This window comes from Aurantiacibacter sp. MUD11 (assembly GCF_026967575.1).
Taxonomy (GTDB): domain Bacteria; phylum Pseudomonadota; class Alphaproteobacteria; order Sphingomonadales; family Sphingomonadaceae; genus Alteraurantiacibacter.
This window is the reverse complement of the sequence record NZ_CP114054.1, coordinates 467,557-484,163: the sequence shown is the minus strand read 5'-3', so window position 1 is coordinate 484,163 and position 16,607 is coordinate 467,557. Positions and strand designations below refer to the sequence as shown.

The 16,607-nt window shown below is 65.7% G+C and carries 14 protein-coding genes; 2 read left to right on the top strand and 12 right to left on the bottom strand.

Annotated features, from left to right (window positions below; genetic code table 11):
* Positions 1-2: 2 nt before the first annotated feature.
* Positions 3-1,382 (top strand): sensor histidine kinase, encoded by a 1,380-nt coding sequence (locus OZN62_RS02390; protein ID WP_269101147.1) that lies wholly within the window; start codon positions 3-5, stop codon positions 1,380-1,382.
* A 3-nt stretch (positions 1,383-1,385) separates the two neighbouring features.
* Here the strand turns inward: OZN62_RS02390 and OZN62_RS02385 are convergent, their stop codons facing one another.
* Both OZN62_RS02385 and gltX read right to left on the bottom strand, forming a co-directional pair.
* Complete coding sequence (locus tag OZN62_RS02385) at positions 1,386-2,672, bottom strand: citrate synthase (RefSeq protein ID WP_269101146.1); 1,287 nt, start codon at positions 2,670-2,672, stop codon at positions 1,386-1,388.
* Positions 2,673-2,718: 46 nt separating this feature from the next.
* Entirely contained in the window at positions 2,719-4,149 is a 1,431-nt protein-coding gene (gltX, locus tag OZN62_RS02380) for a glutamate--tRNA ligase (RefSeq protein WP_269101145.1), read from the bottom strand.
* A 28-nt stretch (positions 4,150-4,177) separates the two neighbouring features.
* On the opposite strand from gltX, the gene OZN62_RS02375 reads away from it, so the two are divergent.
* Entirely contained in the window at positions 4,178-6,364 is a 2,187-nt protein-coding gene (locus OZN62_RS02375) for a ComEC/Rec2 family competence protein (RefSeq protein ID WP_269101144.1), read from the top strand.
* A gap of 68 nt (positions 6,365-6,432) precedes the next feature.
* Here the strand turns inward: OZN62_RS02375 and lexA are convergent, their stop codons facing one another.
* The 10 genes from lexA to OZN62_RS02325 all read right to left on the bottom strand — a co-directional run bounded on the left by lexA (position 6,433) and on the right by OZN62_RS02325 (position 16,512).
* Positions 6,433-7,104 carry a transcriptional repressor LexA gene (lexA, locus tag OZN62_RS02370; protein WP_269101143.1) on the bottom strand — a complete coding sequence of 224 codons (672 nt, stop codon included), beginning with the start codon at positions 7,102-7,104 and terminating at the stop codon, positions 6,433-6,435.
* An 87-nt stretch (positions 7,105-7,191) separates the two neighbouring features.
* Positions 7,192-8,397: a molybdopterin molybdotransferase MoeA gene (locus OZN62_RS02365; protein ID WP_269101142.1), complete on the bottom strand. Its 1,206-nt coding sequence runs from the start codon at positions 8,395-8,397 to the stop codon at positions 7,192-7,194.
* A 7-nt stretch (positions 8,398-8,404) separates the two neighbouring features.
* The gene (gene moaC / locus OZN62_RS02360; RefSeq protein ID WP_269101141.1) at positions 8,405-8,875 is read right to left on the bottom strand and encodes a cyclic pyranopterin monophosphate synthase MoaC; all 471 of its coding nucleotides are present in this window, start codon (positions 8,873-8,875) and stop codon (positions 8,405-8,407) included.
* Between the two features lie 25 nt (positions 8,876-8,900).
* The gene (gene trpC / locus OZN62_RS02355) at positions 8,901-9,689 is read right to left on the bottom strand and encodes an indole-3-glycerol phosphate synthase TrpC (protein WP_269101140.1); all 789 of its coding nucleotides are present in this window, start codon (positions 9,687-9,689) and stop codon (positions 8,901-8,903) included.
* A complete protein-coding gene (gene trpD / locus OZN62_RS02350) occupies positions 9,686-10,678 on the bottom strand; it encodes an anthranilate phosphoribosyltransferase (protein WP_269101139.1) in 993 nt (330 codons plus the stop codon). The genes trpC and trpD overlap by 4 nt, the downstream gene beginning before the upstream one ends.
* Entirely contained in the window at positions 10,675-11,292 is a 618-nt protein-coding gene (locus OZN62_RS02345; RefSeq protein WP_269101138.1) for an anthranilate synthase component II, read from the bottom strand. Before OZN62_RS02345 ends, trpD begins: the two co-directional genes overlap by 4 nt.
* 31 nt (positions 11,293-11,323) lie before the next feature.
* Positions 11,324-12,283: a prolyl aminopeptidase gene (pip, locus tag OZN62_RS02340; RefSeq protein ID WP_269101137.1), complete on the bottom strand. Its 960-nt coding sequence runs from the start codon at positions 12,281-12,283 to the stop codon at positions 11,324-11,326.
* Positions 12,283-13,059 (bottom strand): phosphodiester glycosidase family protein, encoded by a 777-nt coding sequence (locus OZN62_RS02335; RefSeq protein WP_269101136.1) that lies wholly within the window; start codon positions 13,057-13,059, stop codon positions 12,283-12,285. The genes pip and OZN62_RS02335 overlap by 1 nt, the downstream gene beginning before the upstream one ends.
* The gene (gene trpE / locus OZN62_RS02330; protein WP_442864385.1) at positions 13,056-14,567 is read right to left on the bottom strand and encodes an anthranilate synthase component I; all 1,512 of its coding nucleotides are present in this window, start codon (positions 14,565-14,567) and stop codon (positions 13,056-13,058) included. The genes OZN62_RS02335 and trpE overlap by 4 nt, the downstream gene beginning before the upstream one ends.
* Positions 14,568-14,580: 13 nt before the next feature.
* Positions 14,581-16,512, bottom strand: coding sequence for a peptidylprolyl isomerase (locus OZN62_RS02325; RefSeq protein WP_269101135.1), 1,932 nt, complete (start codon positions 16,510-16,512; stop codon positions 14,581-14,583).
* Positions 16,513-16,607: the final 95 nt, after the last annotated feature.

Here is a 16,607-nt window from a genome sequence, read left to right as displayed (position 1 = left end):
ACATGGCCTCGGTGCCTCCCCAGATTACCCGCGCACGAACCGATGCGCACGATCGCCTGGTGGAGGCTGACGAACCCCTGGCGAGCTTCCACATGCGCGCTGGTGGCGAATTGCCAGGCGCGCTGGTCACGCCCGCATTGCTGGAAATGGTCCGCAAGGCCCGCGTTTACGGACTCCGCCTGGCGCGCATGATCAAGGCGCAGGACGACAGCGAACAGGTAACGGCCTGGGTCGAGGTCGAGCCGGAAGGCGAAGGCGCCACGATCGCCATTGCCGACTGGCAGGCGGAACCGCTGGCTGTTGCGCCCCGCCTTGAAGGCAGCGAGAACAAGCTGGCTCTGTTGCGCCACGCCGCCGGACTGTCGGCGCGTCTTGGCCCCTCGCAGGAAATCCTGGCAGTGGATTGCACGGCGGAAGACCTGGCCGAGATCGCGGCGCAAATGAGCGAGGGCACCGGACAGAACTGGACCGAGTTCGTCTCGCCGGCGGCCGGCAAGCATCACCAGCCCCTGCATTGGCGACTGCTCGATGGCGCCTCGGTAGAGATCCCCGGTTCGTCGCGGGCCTGGGGAGTGCATCTCGTGCCCCTCGGCAAGCCGCAGCCGGGAAGTGCCGGCTTCGAACTCTACCTGGTCCCGCGCAAGGCGACGCCCGATCCCGCTCCCGCCCCGGAGCGAGAAACCGAGCGGCCGAACGGCATCGGCCGGGAGATCGCCCCGGTCCTGCGCCAGCCTGTCAGCCGCATCATCGCCAACGCGGAGACGATCCGTACGCAACTGGCCGGGCCGCTGGCGGATGAGTACAGTGCCTATGCCGCCGACATTGCCGCTGCCGGCGAACACCTGCTGGCGCTGATCGACGACCTGACCACCCTCGAACTGGTCGAGGACGAGGAGTTCGAGACCGCGCCGGACAAGATCGACCTTGGCGACGTGGCGCGACGGGCCGTGGGTATCCTCGGTGTCCGGGCACGCGAACGGGGAATTGTGCTGGACGCCCCGAAGCCGGGAGAGAACGTGCCGGCGATCGGTGAATTCCGCCGGGTTCTGCAAGTCCTGCTGAACCTGATCGGCAATGCCATCCGCTACTCTCCGGAAGGCGGGCAGGTTTGGATCCGCGCGGAAGTCGAGGATGGACGCGCGCGCATTACCGTCGCCGACCAGGGCGAGGGGCTGGACGCGGAAGAGCAGGCAAAGGTCTTCGCCAAGTTCGAACGGCTAGGCCGCAGCGGCGACGGCGGTTCCGGCCTCGGCCTCTATATCTCGCGTCGACTTGCCGAAGCCATGGACGGTTCGCTCACGGTCGAAAGCGCGAAGGGGCAGGGTGCCCGCTTCACGCTTGACCTTCCGACATTCGAAGAGCGGCGCAAGAAGCCGCGCTGACGTTTACCGCTGGTCGAGCGGCACGTAGTCGCGCTGCGTCGGTCCGGTATAGAGCTGGCGCGGGCGACCGATGACCTGGCCGGGATCGGAAATCATCTCGTTCCACTGCGCCACCCAGCCCACGGTACGGGCGAGGGCGAAGAGCGCGGTGAACATGGTAGTCGGGAAACCGATCGCCGACAGGATGATGCCCGAGTAGAAGTCCACGTTCGGGAACAGCTTCTTTTCCTTGAAGTAATCGTCGTTCAGGGCGATTTCTTCCAGCTGCAGGGCGGTTTCGAACACCGGGTCCTTCACGTTCAGCGCCTCGAACACCTCGCGCACGGTCTTCTGCATGACCGTCGCGCGCGGATCGTAGTTCTTGTAGACGCGGTGACCGAAGCCCATCAGGCGGAACGGGTCGTTCTTGTCCTTGGCGCGCTCGATGTAGTGCGGGATGCGATCGGGCGTGCCGATTTCGCGCAGCATGTTAAGCGCGGCTTCGTTGGCGCCGCCGTGCGCCGGACCCCACAGGCAGGCGATGCCGGCGGAGATACAGGCGAAGGGGTTGGCGCCCGACGAACCGGCCAGGCGCACGGTGCTGGTCGAGGCGTTCTGTTCATGGTCGGCATGGAGGATGAAGATCCGGTCCATGGCCTTTTCGACCGCCGGGATGACCTCGTACTCCTCTGCCGGCACGCCGAACGTCATGCGCAGGAAGTTGCCGGTGTAGCTGAGCGAGTTCTGCGGCTGCATGAAGGGCTGGCCAACCGCATACTTGTAGGCCCAGGCCGCAATGGTCGGCATCTTGGCGATCAGGCGGTGGCTGGAAATCTTGCGGTGCTCGGGGTCCGAGATGTCGGTGCTGTCGTGATAGAAAGCCGACAGCGCGCCGACCACGCCGCACATCACCGCCATGGGGTGCGCGTCGCGACGGAAGCCCTGGTAGAACTGCCGCATCTGGTCATGCAGCATGGTGTGATAGGTGATGGTGTTGGTGAAGTCGTTGTATTCGTCCTGGCTCGGCAGTTCGCCATTGAGCAGCAGGTAGGCGACTTCCATGAAGCTGGAATGCTCCGCCAGCTGTCCGATGGGGTAGCCGCGGTGCAGCAGGACGCCTTCGTTGCCGTCGATGAAGGTCAGCGCGCTTTCGCAGCTGGCCGTGGACTTGTAACCCGGGTCGAACGTGAATTTGCCGGTCTTGCCGTAAAGCTTGCGGATATCGATGACATCGGGGCCGCAGCTACCTTCCAGTGTCGGAAAGTCGTAGCTTTCGCCGCCTACCGTCAATTCTGCCTGCTTGTCAGCCAAAGCCGTTCTCCTTCAATAAGTTAAACGCCGCAATCCAGACAGCGTCTCAGCTGCCTGCCTGGGCGTCGATCCGCGCAAGGCTCTCTTCTCTGCCGAGAAGCACCAGCACATCGAAAATACCGGGCGAGGTGGTCTGCCCTGTCAGTGCCGCACGAAGCGGCTGCGCGAGTTTGCCGAGACCGAGATCCAGCTCCTCCGCATAGGCCTTCAGATTGGCCTCCAGCGCCTCGATTGTCCAGTCCGTTTCCGCCTGCAACCGGCTTGAAATCGCCGCCAGGCGCTCGCGCGCCTCGTCGTCGAGCAGGGCCGCCGCCTTTTCAGTCATTTCCAGCGGGCGCTGCTTGAACAGGAAGGCTGCGCCATCGGCCAGTTCGTTCATGTCGCGAGCGCGGGTCTTGAGCACCGGCATGGCCTGTTCGAGCAGTTTCTCGTCCGCTTCGGGGCCGATCAGTTCCGCTGCCAGCCTGGCCAGGCGAGCATCGTTGGCGGCGCGAATGTAATTGCCGTTCATGTTCAGCAGCTTCTTCATGTCGAAGCGGCTCGGGCCCTTGTTCACGGCGTCGATATCGAACAGCGCGATGGCCTCTTCGCGGCTGAATTCCTCCTGGTCGCCATGACCCCAGCCAAGGCGCAGCAGGTAGTTGAACAGCGCTTCGGGCAGGATGCCCATCTCGCGATAGTCGCGCACACCCAGCGCGCCGTGGCGCTTCGACAGCTTGGCGCCATCGTTGCCGTGGATCAGCGGGACGTGGGCATAGGTAGGCTCGTCCCAGCCTTCCTCGATTCCCTGCATGGCGCGGATCACCTGGATCTGGCGAAAAGCATTGTTGAGGTGGTCGTCGCCGCGGATGATGTGGGTGCACCCCATGTCCATGTCGTCGACCACGACGGCCAGCATGTAGGTGGGCGTGCCGTCGGCACGCAGCAGGATGAAATCGTCGATCTCGCGATTGTCCACCTTCACGCGGCCCTGCACGGCATCCTCGATCACCGTCTCGCCGCCCTCGGGCGTCTTGATGCGCACGGTGAAGGGCGCGCCTTCAGGGGCTTCCGAGGGGTCACGGTCGCGCCAGCGGCCGTCGTAACGCAGCGGTTGCTTGGCGGCGCGCTGCTGTTCGCGCATTTCGGCGAGTTCTTCAGGCGTGGCGAAGCACTTGTAGGCCTGGCCCGCGTCCAGCAGCTTTTGCGCCACTTCCGCGTGCCGCTCGGCCCGCTGACTCTGGAACACCGGCTCACCATCGAATTCGAGGCCGAGCCAGTCCAGCCCGTCGAAGATTACGTCGATCGCTTCCTGGGTGGAACGCTTCTTGTCGGTGTCCTCGATGCGCAGCAGGGCCTTGCCGCCGTGATGGCGGGCATAGAGCCACGAAAAAAGCCCGGTGCGGGCATTGCCGATGTGCAGGAAGCCGGTGGGGCTGGGCGCAAAGCGCGTCACGACCGGACGCTGCACAGAACCATCACCACTCGAACTTGCCATAACCCTCTGTTTCCTGTCCTATATTTGCATGGCGACGCGCCAGCCACCATTGGTCCCGATGGGGGACGAGCAGGGCGATGCTGCGACGCAGCACACGCCTTGGCGAAAGCGCGCGTCTTTGTCCAGCGTGGCTACGTTTGCCGAGCGATTCCTGGCCGATTCCGGCTTCGATCGCGGCCCGTGGATGGCAGTCGCCATGGCAGCCGGGATCGGCGTCTGGTTCGTGCTCGATACGCCGGGCGCGTGGATCGCCAGCATGGCCGTAGGCCTGCTCTGCGCAATCGGTGCGGTGGCCTTGTGGAAGGGGCGGGAGACCCGTGTCCACCTCGTCGGGGCACTGGTCGCTTGCGGCCTCCTGTTGGCCTTCGGGACAGGGCTGGCATGGACCCGCTCGGAGCTGGTCGGCGCCGAGGCTTTCGAGCGACCGGTTTCGGGCACCTTCATGGGCCGCGTGCTGGAGCGTATCGAGCAGCCGGCGCAGGACCGCGTGCGCCTCGTCCTGGCCATCCGCCACCCGGACACCGGCGAGGCAGCCAAGGTCCGCGTGAATGTGCCGTCCGAGGAGGATGATCCGGCTTTCGGCGAAGGCGCATTGCTGCAATTGCAGGCCCGACTGATGCCGCCTGCCGCACCCATGTTGCCCGGTGGCTACGACTTCGCGCGCACGGCCTGGTTCGAAGGATACGCTGCCACGGGCAGCGTGCAGGGCGCGGTGACAGTGATCGAGCCGCCGGACACCGACGAAGCCTTGATTGCCGGATTACAGCGGCGTCTATCGGCCCATGTGCGCGAGCAATTGGGTGGCTCCGCCGGCAGCATTGCCGCCGCCTTCGCCAGCGGAGACCGCGGCGCGATCGGCGAGGCGGACGAAGATGCCATGCGCGATGCCGGGCTGACCCACCTGCTATCCATCAGCGGGCTGCATGTCAGCGCTGTTATCGCGGGAGCATACCTGCTTGCCATCCGCCTGCTGGCCCTGTGGCCATGGCTGGTCCTGAGGGTGCGCTTGCCAGTAGCGGCCGCTGCGATCGCCGCCCTGGCCGGTATCGGCTACACCTTGCTGACCGGAGCGCAGGTGCCGACGGTGCGCAGCTGCATTGCCGCGCTGCTGGTACTGGTTGCGCTTGCCCTTGGGCGTGAACCCTTGTCCTTGCGCATGGTGGCGGTCGCGGCGGCGGCCGTGATGCTGTTGTGGCCGGAAAGCCTGGTCGGGCCGAGCTTCCAGATGAGCTTTGCCGCCGTCATCGCCATCGTCGCACTGCATAATGCGGGGCCGGTAAAACGCTTCCTGGCAACGCGCGAGGAAAGCCGCACGAGGTGGTTTGCCAGACGCGCGACGATGTTGCTGGTGACCGGCCTCGTGATCGAAGTCGCGCTGATGCCGATCGTGCTGTTCCACTTCCACCGGGCGGGCGTTTACGGCGCCTTTGCCAACGTCATCGCCATTCCGCTGGTGACCTTCGTCTCCATGCCGCTGATTGCGCTGGCCCTGGCGCTGGACCTCGTCGGGCTGGGAGCGCCCGCCTGGTGGCTTGCAGGCCAGTCGCTCGACCTCTTGCTGGGCATTGCGCACTTTACCTCCAGCCAGCCCGGCGCCGTGAAGCTGATCCCGCAGATGACCCTGCCGACGATACTGCTGTTTGTTTCCGGCGGGCTCTGGCTGGCACTGTGGCGGGGCAAGGCACGGCTATGGGGCCTGGCACCTGCTGCACTCGCTACGCTGGTATTGCTGCGCACGCCGATCCCTGATGTGCTGGTTTCGAGCGATGGCCGCCATGTCGGCATTACCGGTGAAGGCGAACAGCTGCTGGTGCTGCGCAATTCGCGCAGCAGCTTCACCCGCGACAACCTGCTGGAACTCTCCGGTGTCGAGGGCGAACCTTTACCGCTAACCGAGTGGCCGGGGGCACGGTGCAGTTCCGACTTCTGCGCCATCACCCTGGAACGCGGTGGCCGGGAATGGGAACTGCTGATGAGCCGCAGCCGGAACATTGTTGCCGAACGGGCGCTGGCCGCGGCTTGCGAGCGTGCCGATATCGTCGTGTCCGATCGCTGGCTACCGAGTTCGTGCGCGCCACGCTGGTTGAAGGCGGATGGCCGGATGCTGTCGCAAAGCGGCGGACTGGCAATTGTCCTCGGTGAGGAACCACGGCTAACCAGCGTCGCCCAATCGCAGGGCGAACATGGCTGGTGGCGCGGCCGGCGGAAAGATTAATCGCAGCGCACATGCAAACGGAGGCGAACCCGCCGGGGTCCTCCTCCGCCCAGAATCCCTGCGTCAGGTCAGTGGTAGCGGCGCAGCAGGCCCGCGAGCTTGCCCTGAACCTTCACCTGCCGATCTTCATAGACCTGCGGATCGTAAGCGGCATTGGCCGGATCGAGCCGGATCTTGCCGCCATCGTGGTACAGGTACTTCAGCGTCGCTTCCTCGTCATTGACGAGTGCCACCACGATATCGCCGTCGCGGGCAGTATCGGCCTTCTTCACCAGCGCGAAGTCACCGTCGAAGATGCCCGCTTCGACCATAGAGTCGCCGGAGACTTCGAGCGCATAATGCTCACCCGAGCCGAGCAGCGCGGCAGGGACGGGCAGGGTCTGGCTGTCTTCCAGCGCCTCGATCGGGACACCGGCGGCAATCCGGCCGTGCAGCGGGATTTCGATCACGTCATTGGCAGCCTGAGGCTGGTTGGCAGGAGGCGTGGTCACCTTGGCGACGGCCTCCGCCCCCTTGCCGCCCATGTTCTCCGGCATCTTCACCACTTCAAGCGCGCGCGCGCGGTTGGGCAGCCGGCGGATGAAGCCGCGTTCCTCGAGCGCGGAAATCAGGCGGTGCACGCCCGACTTGCTCTTCAGGTCGAGCGCTTCCTTCATCTCTTCGAAACTCGGAGAAATGCCCGACTCTTCGAGCCGGCGATGGATGAACAGCAGCAATTCGTGTTGCTTGGCAGTCAACATGGGTGAACCCCTTCCGCAATGTTCCACTTCCGCAATGTTCCACATGGGGAACGAATACGGAACAAGTATGAAACAGATTCGCTCAAGTCAAGCGTTACCGCCATTTTGGAGCGGATAGATCGGCACCAGTTGGCCATCCGCGACTGCCGGAGCTGCGATATCGCGCCGGATCAGCGCTTCGGCGGCGGCGAGAGCCCGCAGGGCGCTACTGTCGCGCTCGTCGATGGGTTCGATACCGCCGTTGACGATCCTGCCGCGCAGGAATTCCGTCCGAGAGCCGCCAGCCTCCAGCTGCCCTCTCAAGGGCATCAGCAAGGTTCTTGGCAGCACGTCGCGGGCGCCCGCCAGTTTGCGCAGCAGGGGAAGCAGGAACAGCCAGGCGGTGACGAAGCTTGAAACGGGGTTGCCCGGCAGGCCCAGGATAGTGGTCTGCCCCTTGCGGGCGACCATAAGCGGCTTGCCCGGCTTGATCGCCACGCGCCAGAAATCGATCGCCGCTCCCCATTGTTCGAGCGCCGGCTTCATCAGGTCGTGATCGCCGACTGATGCTCCGCCGCTGGTAACGATGACATCGGCCTCCGATGCCCGTTCGAACGCGTCGACGACATCAGCCAGCTGGTCGCGGACCGGTCCGATCCGGACGATGTTGGAGGTGAGCGACGCGCCGAGGGCGGCAAGGGCGGGGCCGTTGCTCGCCGGGATCTGGTGCGGGCCGCAATTGGCAGGATCGGTGCAGAGTTCGTCGCCGCTGTCGATCACGGCCAGCCCGGGCAGGCTTGGTGCGGAGATCTCTCCGTGACCGGCAGAGATCGCCAGGGCGAGTTGCGCAGGGCCGATACGGGTGCCGGCGGCAAGCACTCGGTCGCCATCAGCGAAGTCGAAGCCCTCGCGTCGGATATGGCGCGGTGTCGGGCCGTCCTCGTTCGAAAGGGTAAGCCTGTCGCCGTCACGGATCGCATTTTCCTGCAACAGCATTGCGCCCGTCCCGGCAGGCATATGCGCACCGGTCGAGATGCGGGCTGCTTCGCCGCGCCTGATCTCGCCTTGGTAGGGATGTCCGGCAGCACTTTCACCGACCACGCGCCACGGACCTGCAAGATCATCCCCGCCGACCGCGTAGCCATCCATCGCCGACAGATCCGCCGGGGGCTGGGTACGGCGGGCGCGCAGGTCTTCCGCGAGGTACCGGCCGATCGCCCGTTCGACAGGCACCTGCTCGACCGGAAGCGGGGACACCAGGTTGCACAGCCGGGCTTGAGCTTCCTCAAGCGGGATCGGTTTGGGCGGTGCCACCTTGCGATTACTCCGCGCGCCAGTCGCCGCTCTTGCCGCCGGTCTTCTCCAGCAGGCGGACGTTCTCGATGACCATGCCTTTCTCCAGCGCCTTGGCCATGTCGTAGAGAGTGAGCAGGGCGACCGAGGCAGCCGTCAGGGCCTCCATCTCGACCCCTGTCTTGCCGGTCAGCGCAGCGCGGGCCGTCACCTCGACCCAGTCTTCGGCGAAGGCGAAATCCACGCTGACGGTGTCCAGCGCCAGCGGATGGCACAGCGGGATCAGTTCGCCGGTCTTCTTCGCCGCCATGATGCCGGCAATGCGCGCGGCGGACAGCACGTCTCCCTTCGGGCCGCTGCCGTCGCGAACGGCGGCCAGCGTGGCAGGCGACATGAGGATACGGCCTGCAGCGGTTGCGCTGCGAGCCGTTTCGGGCTTGCCGCCGACATTCACCATACGGGCAGCGCCCTTGTCGTCGAGATGGGTGAGCTTGCTCATGCGGGAAGCCTATCGCAGCCCGTCGCTAGCCTTGCAACAAACGCCGCGTGGCAGCTTCGACATCGTCCTGTCGCATCAGGCTCTCTCCGACCAGGAAGCAGCGTACGCCGGACTGCGCCAGACGTTGGCAATCGGCATGGCTGTTGATGCCGCTTTCGCCCACCAGCAGGCTGCCTTCCGGCGCCAGCGGTGCAAGCCGCTCAGTGGTGGCGAGATCGGTGGTGAAGGTCTTCAGGTCGCGATTGTTCACACCGATCAGGCGCGAGCGGAGATAGGCCGCGGCGCGTTCCATCTCCTCTTCGTCATGCACTTCGACCAGCACGTCCATGCCCATGGCGAGGGCCGCAGCCTCGATTTCCGCCATCAGCGCATCCGACAGGGCGGCAACGATGATCAGGATGGCATCGGCACCGATCGCGCGGCTTTCGGCCACCTGCCAGGGATCGACCATGAAATCCTTGCGCAGCACCGGCAGCGCGCAGCTGGCGCGGGCATCGAGCAGGTAATCCTCGTGACCCTGGAAATAGGGCGCGTCGGTCAGCACCGAAAGGCAGGCAGCACCGCCGGCGGCATAGTCCATGGCGTGCTGGTGAGGGCGGAAATCGTCGCGAATCAAGCCTTTGGAAGGAGAGGCCTTCTTGATCTCCGCGATGAGCCCGAAGCCATCGCGGGACTTCTCTTCCAGCGCTGCCCGGAAACCGCGCGGCGCCGAAGCCTCGCTCGCTAGCAGTTCGAGATCGGCCAGCGTCCGTTCCGCCTTGCGGGCAAGCACTTCCTCGCGCTTGGTGGCGCAGATTTCTTCCAGCTTGTTCACTTGGCGGCCGCAATCCAGCAATCGAGCAGCGCCTTGGCGAGGCCCTTGTCGAGCGCCTCGGCGGCCTCTTCCACGCCTTCCTTCCAGGTCTCGACTTCGCCGGCCACGATCAGCGCGCCGGCGGCGTTGAACAGAACGGCGTCGCGATAGGGGCCGGGCATGCCCATCAGCAGCGCCTGCAGCGCCTTGGCGTTGTGCTCCGGATCGCCGCCGCGAATGGCCTCGACCGGCGCGTGCGGCAGGCCGGCATCCTCGGCAGAGACGCGGCGCATCGTCACCTCGTTACCCCGAACATCGGCAACCTCGTTGCCTTCGTCGAGGCTGAGCTCGTCGAGCCCCTCGTCACCGGAGACGATGAAGGTCCGCTCGGTGCCGAGGCGGGCCATGGCATCGGCATAGATCGGGACATAGGCCGGGCGGGCGATGCCGATCAGCTGGCGACGCACGCGGGCCGGGTTCGACAGCGGTCCCATCAGGTTGAAAATGGTGCGCTTGGCCAGCTTTTGCCGAATGGGCTGGATGCGGGCCATGGCCGGGTGGTGGTTCTTGGCGAAGAGGAAGCAGATGCCGATCTCGCGCAGGGTGTGCTCGGCAGTGCGACCGGCCGCGTCCATGTCGAGGCCCAGAGCCTCCAGCGTATCCGCTGCCCCGGCCTTGGAACTGGCTGCGCGGTTTCCGTGCTTGGCCACCGGTACGCCGCAAGCCGCCACCACCAGCGATACCGCGGTAGACACGTTGAGCGTGTGGTGGCCATCGCCGCCCGTGCCGCAAACGTCGATGGCGTTCGCTGGAGCGTCGATCGGGATCAGGCGTGCGCGCATTGCGCGGGCCGCGCCGGTGATTTCCTCGGCGCATTCGCCGCGATCCGACAGGTCGGACAGGAACTTTGCGATCTCCTCGTCAGACGGCTTGCCGTCCAGCATGTCGGCAAAGGCCTGTTCGGCCTCGGCCTCGGTCAGCGGGTGTTCGACGGAAGGTAGCACGCTCATGCCATCATCCTTTCCGGCACCTTGGCCTCCAGCCCGCAGATCCGCAGGAAATTGGCGAGCAGGTCATGCCCGTATTCGGTCGCAATGCTCTCCGGGTGGAACTGCACACCGTGGATCGGCAGGTCCACGTGGCGGAAGCCCATCACGCAGGTGCCGTCGAGGCCGGGAGTCTCGCTGGTGGCATTGACCACCAGGCAATCGGGAATGTCCTCGACGATCAGCGAGTGATAGCGGGTGGCGGTGAAGGGCGAGGGGATACCCGCGAACACGCCCGTGGAATCGTGATCCACGGGTGAGGTCTTGCCGTGCATCAGGCCGCCGCGCGCCACGCGTCCGCCGAAGTGCTGGCCGATTGACTGGTGGCCCAGGCACACGCCCAGCAGCGGACGCTCCGCATCGGCGCAGGCCGCCACCAGGTCCAGGCTGACGCCCGCCTCGTTCGGGGTACAGGGGCCGGGCGAGATCAGGATACCCGCAGCATCACTGGCGATCGCCTCGCGCGCGGTGATCGCATCGTTGCGCACCACGTCCACCTTCGCCCCCAGTTCCATCAGGTAATGGACGAGGTTGAAAGTGAAGCTGTCGTAGTTGTCGATGACCAGAATGCCGCTCATGTGACGCCCATTGCCTGCCTGACGCTCATGTTCAAGCCGATTTGCCTGCCAATTCGTCCGTCGCGCGGACGAGACCGTCGATAATGCCCGGTTCGCCGGCGCTATGCCCGGCATCGTGCACGATGCGTAGATCGACTTCGGGCCATGCCTTTTTCAGCTCCCAAGCCGAAACCGGCGGGGTGCAGATATCGTGGCGACCCTGCACGATAATGCCGGGAATGCCCTTCAACTTGTCCGCATCCCTGAGCAGCTGCGCTTCCTCGAGGAAGAAGTCCTTGAGGAAGAACAGCGCGCAAATCCGGGCGAAGGGCATGGCCTTGGCCGGATCGGCGAAGCTGTCGAGCAGTTCGGGGTCGGGCAGCAGGGTGGCGACATTGCCTTCCCACAGCGACCATTCGCGCGCGGCTGCCAGGCGGATTTGCTCGTCGTCGCTGGTAAGGCGATCATAATAGGCCTGCACCAGGTTGCCGCGCTCGGCCTCCGGGATCAGGCCGCTGAAGGAATCCCACTGCTCGGCCATGATCTCGCTGGCGCCATAGGTGTAGAGCCAGTCCTTTTCCTTCTGGCGGCCGAGGAAAATGCCACGCAGCACCAGTTCGCTGACGCGCTCGGGATATTTCTGCGCATAGGCGAGGGCGAGGGTGGATCCCCAGCTGCCGCCGAACACCTGCCAAGTCTCGAACCCGCACATCTCGCGCAGACGCTCCATGTCCTCGACGATGCGCCAGGTATCGTTGTGCTCGATCTCCGCAAAGGGCAGCGACTTGCCGCAGCCGCGCTGATCGAACAGCACCACGTCGTACAGTTCCGGGTCCCACTGGCCGCGATGCGAGGTGCTGATCCCGCCACCAGGGCCGCCGTGCAGCATGACGGCAGGCTTGGCCCCTTTGGTGCCGACCCGTTCCCAGTAAAGCGAATGGCCTTCGCCAACGTCCAGCATGCCGCTGTCGAAGGGTTCGGTGACGGGATAGAGCGAACGGTATTCGGGCATCAGGGTTCTCTTTCGGTAACGACGATCAGCGGCCCGATTTCCGGTCCGGTGTCGAGCCGGCCATTGGGAGGGTCCCACATCTGGGAAACGCTGCCGTCGAGGAACAGGGCGTTGTCGATTTCCAGCACATCGCGATAGAGCCGCGCCAGCTTGCCGAAGCTTACGGGGGCCTCGCTGATGACGAAATGGGCGCGTCCGGCGAGGTCGACACCCACGGCATTGCGGGTCTTGCGACTGCTGCCATCGGGCGCAAAGCGGCCATGCAGCTCGCCATCGATCACCAGCATCGGGCCGGACTGGGTAGCGAAATGGGGTCGATCCTCCACGTCGCGGGCGAAGCGGCGGGTGTCCCACACCCGCCATGGCCCGGCAGGCGTCTCGCCGAAAAAGACGCCGTTCGGGAGCATGTGGAAGTTGCCAGGCCCATCATTCTCGTTGAGCACCGTCAGGCGCAGGCCATCCTCGACATAGTAGCCGATGGGCTGGCCTTCGGGATCGAACATGCCGCCGTTCATCACCAGCGCGATCACATCCGCCCGATCGCCCATCTCGTCGGCATAGATCTCCAGCGAGCGATAGGGCTTGTCGCTTTCCTCCGGCGAGAGATCCATGGCGATCTCGTGGTCACCGGGCTCCGCCACGCAATGCGTGAAGGGCGAGTCCTCGAAACGCAGCGGTTCGCAGATCGAAATGCGCTCGGGCTTTTCGTCGCCCTCGCTGCGGATGGAGCAGGCGGCCAGCACCAGCAGCAGGGCAAGGGCGGGCAGACCCTTCACTGGCCGAAGCCCGGCTCGCTGGCGACCTCCACGGCTTCACGTGCGGCGGCGATCAGCGCACCGGCCTTGTGGCGGCATTCGGCGGCTTCGTAGGCGGGGTCGCTGTCCGCGACGATACCGGCGCCAGCCTGCACATGCATCACGCCATCCTTAAGCACCGCAGTGCGCAGCACGATACAGCTGTCGACCGAGCCATCGGGAGCGAAATAGCCGACGCCGCCCGCGTAGGGGCCGCGCGTCTCCGGCTCCAGCTCGGCGATGATCTCGCAAGCGCGGATCTTCGGCGCGCCGCTGACGGTTCCCGCGGGGAAGCCCGCGAACAGCGCGTCGAGTGCGTCCTTGTCGTCCGCCAGTTGGCCGACGACATTGCTGACGATGTGCATCACGTGACTGTAGCGCTCGATGGTGAAACTGTCGGTGACGGTCACGCTGTCCGACGCCGCCACGCGGCCCACGTCGTTCCGGCCAAGGTCGAGCAGCATCAGGTGCTCGGCACATTCCTTGGGATCGGCCAGCAGACTCTTCTCGTTCGCCTTGTCCTCGCTCTCCGTCGCGCCGCGCGGACGGGTGCCGGCAATGGGACGGATGGTGACTTCGCCATCGCGCACACGCACCAGGATTTCCGGGCTGGAGCCGACCACGGCGAAGCCGGGCAGGTCGAGGAAATAGAGGAAGGGCGAGGGGTTCACCCGCCGCAAGGCGCGATAGAGCGCGATCGGCGGCAACGGGAAGTCGCAGGTGAAGCGCTGTGCCAGCACCACCTGGAAGATGTCGCCGGCGGTAATGTAGTCCTTGGCCTTGAGCACGATGCGCTCGTAGTCGGCCGGGTCTATCACCGCTTGCAGTTCGAGTTCGGGCGCGCTGGCGAGGCGCTCTGCTTCGGGCACCTTCTCGCCAAGGCGACGCAGCGCCTCGTCGATCCGGTCGGTGGCGCGTCCGATCTTGCCTGCGGGCTCGGCATCGTCGGCCCACAGCGGCGCGATCAGGTAGAGGCCGTCAGTCAGTCGATCGAACACCAGCACCAGCGCCGGGCGGGCAAACAGCATGTCCGGCAGGTCGAGGTCACTCTCGGGTGCGCGCGGCAGGGTCTCAACGAGACCGATGGTCTCGTAACCGAAATAGCCGACCAGGCAGGCGAGGGCGGGCGGCAGGCCCGCGGGCATGTCGATCCTGCATGCCTGTGCCAGCGCGCGGAGCTCAGACAGGCTGTCGGCGGGCAGCGGCTCGAAGGCCTCCCGGTCATGCCGCCACTGGCGATTGATCTCCGCGGCAGCGCCGGTGGCACGGAACATCAGGTCCGGATCGAGGCCGAGCAGGCTGTAGCGCCCGCGAATTTCCCCGCCTTCCACCGATTCCAGCAGGAAGTCGCCGCGCCCCTGCTGCATCAGCTTCAGTGCCGCGCCGATAGGCGTTTCGGTATCCGCGACCACGCGCCGCCAGACGAGGGTGTTGCGCCCCGCGTTCAGCGCTTCGAGCGCTGCTTCGGCATTGTGCGGAGCGGCTGTCACACCTCGTTGCCCATTATTGGGTGAGGCCGAGCAGCTGCGAACGAACGGCGTCGATCGCGGGCTGGTTGGTCTCGACCTCCAGCGCTTCCTGCGCACCGGCGATGAACTGGGTGACATATTCCTCGCCCACCATGCCGCCGAGCTGCTGCCTGGCCTGCGCCAGCAGCGGATCGTCGGCGGCAAGTTCCGGCGCCTGGATCTCGTCGAGCTGGACGACGAACCAGGTGTTGGCTTCGTCCATTTCCACCCGCTTGGTGGTGCCTTCGGCCATCGAGAAGAACAGGATGCTGGCGCGCGAGAGCTGTCCCTGGGCCGCCAGTTCGCGGCGGCTGAGATTGAGGGGCTCCGGTGCGGGCAGGCGAACATCTTCCTCGGCCAGGGCCTCGGCCAGGGTCGCGCCGCCCTCGACGCGCTCCAGCACCCGGCCAGCGGCCGCGCCAGCCTCGGCCATGCCGCGTTCGCGGCGCCAATCGAGCGTCACCTGCTCTTTGATTTCGGCCAGCGGCGCAGTCGCGCTGCGGGTGATCTGCGAGACTTCGAACAGCAGGAACTGCTGCCCCGGCACGATCTCCGCCAGTTGCGGCTGACCTTCGTCCATCTGGAAAGCGAAATCGAGCACGCGGGCCAGTTCCTCGGGTGCGCGTTCCGGGCGTTCGTAGACCTGACCCGTGGCGATCAGCGGCTGCGTCGTAGCGAGGTCCAGGCCAAGTTCGGCAGCGGCCTCGGACAGGCTGCGGCCATCGGCGAATTCGTCTTCGAGACGCACCGTCAGCTCGTTCAGGGCGAGGCGGCGACGCTCTTCCTGCAATTGCTGGCGGATGTCGGGGGTGGCCTGCGCCAGCGTCTGGCCGGCGATCTGGTTTACCTCATCCACGCGCAGCACGTACCAGCCCAGCTCGCCGCGCTGCGGACCGACAAGGGCACCTTCCGATCCAGCGAAAGCGGCTGCTGCCACCTCGGCGGAAGTCTGCGACTGGAACGCGGCGCGGTCGATGGCTTCGATACTGACCGTATCCAGCCCCTTGGACCGGGCCGAAGCCTCCAGCGCCATGCCGCCGTTCACCTCGTCGATAACCGCCTGGGCTGCTGCCTCGGTCGGCACCACGAGCTGGGTAAAGCTGCGCTCTTCGCTGGCGGCATAGATCGCCGCATCGCGCTCATAGCGACGGGCAACCTGCTCGTCCGTCACCGGAGCCAGGTCACCAAGCGCGGAGTCGTCGAAGGTGACGTAGCGCAGCACGCGGCGCTCCGGGCGAATGTAGCTGCCGCGATTGGCCTGGTAGTAGCCCTGCAGTTCTTCCTCGCTGGGATCGCCTTCTGGCGCGAAGGCGGCCGCAGGGATCGGGACGGCGCTGCCGATTCGCCGCTCGTTGTTCAGCGCGGCATAACGGCGGGTGATGCTTTCGGGCAGCGTCGCGGAATAGGCGATGGGCAGCACCAGCTGCCGGGCCAGCAAGCCCATGCCGAGGTCGTCGCGCACCGTGGCTTCGGACAGGCCCTGCTGCTGCAGCGCCTGGCGGAAGCTGTCGGCGCTGAAATTGCCGTCGATCCCGCGGAAGGCCGGGATGGTCACGATCTCGCTATCGATCAGGCGCGGCCCGGCGCGCAGGCCCAGCATCTCGGCAAAGCCGCCGATCGCGGCGCGGCTGATCATCTGGTCGAGCACATCCTCCATGCCGCCCTGCGAGACGAAGGCTTCCATCGTGATCGTGGGGTTGTTGGCCCGCTCCTGCGTCACGGCGCTGTTCACGCCGGTAATCAGGTCCGAGGTCGAAATCCGGCGATCGCCCACCACGGCGACACGGTCACCGCCGGTGACACCGCCGAACATGCCGGTGTTGGCGACATCGGAACTGGCGAAGGCAATGGCGATCACGCCAAGGAATGCCAGGGTGACGCCGATACCGAGTTTCGACTGGAAAAACTTGCGGAAGAGCTGGATCATCGATCTGTCGTTTTCTGTATTGCTGGGCAGGCGGACGGGATGCCGCTGCGCGGGATTGCGGCCGCTTTATCCGCCATGCGACTCTCCCGCAACAG

Bases quoted from the DNA above. Each gene is read 5' to 3' on its own strand.
- trpD (WP_269101139.1), bottom strand. From the start codon at position 10,678: ATGAGCGTGCTACCTTCCGTCGAACACCCGCTGACCGAGGCCGAGGCC.
- pip (WP_269101137.1), bottom strand. From the start codon at position 12,283: ATGCCCGAATACCGTTCGCTCTATCCCGTCACCGAACCCTTCGACAGC.
- OZN62_RS02325 (WP_269101135.1), bottom strand. From the start codon at position 16,512: ATGATCCAGCTCTTCCGCAAGTTTTTCCAGTCGAAACTCGGTATCGGC.
- OZN62_RS02375 (WP_269101144.1), top strand. From the start codon at position 4,178: ATGGCGACGCGCCAGCCACCATTGGTCCCGATGGGGGACGAGCAGGGC.
- moaC (WP_269101141.1), bottom strand. From the start codon at position 8,875: ATGAGCAAGCTCACCCATCTCGACGACAAGGGCGCTGCCCGTATGGTG.
- OZN62_RS02390 (WP_269101147.1), top strand. From the start codon at position 3: ATGGCCTCGGTGCCTCCCCAGATTACCCGCGCACGAACCGATGCGCAC.
- lexA (WP_269101143.1), bottom strand. From the start codon at position 7,104: ATGTTGACTGCCAAGCAACACGAATTGCTGCTGTTCATCCATCGCCGG.
- OZN62_RS02345 (WP_269101138.1), bottom strand. From the start codon at position 11,292: ATGAGCGGCATTCTGGTCATCGACAACTACGACAGCTTCACTTTCAAC.
- gltX (WP_269101145.1), bottom strand. From the start codon at position 4,149: ATGGCAAGTTCGAGTGGTGATGGTTCTGTGCAGCGTCCGGTCGTGACG.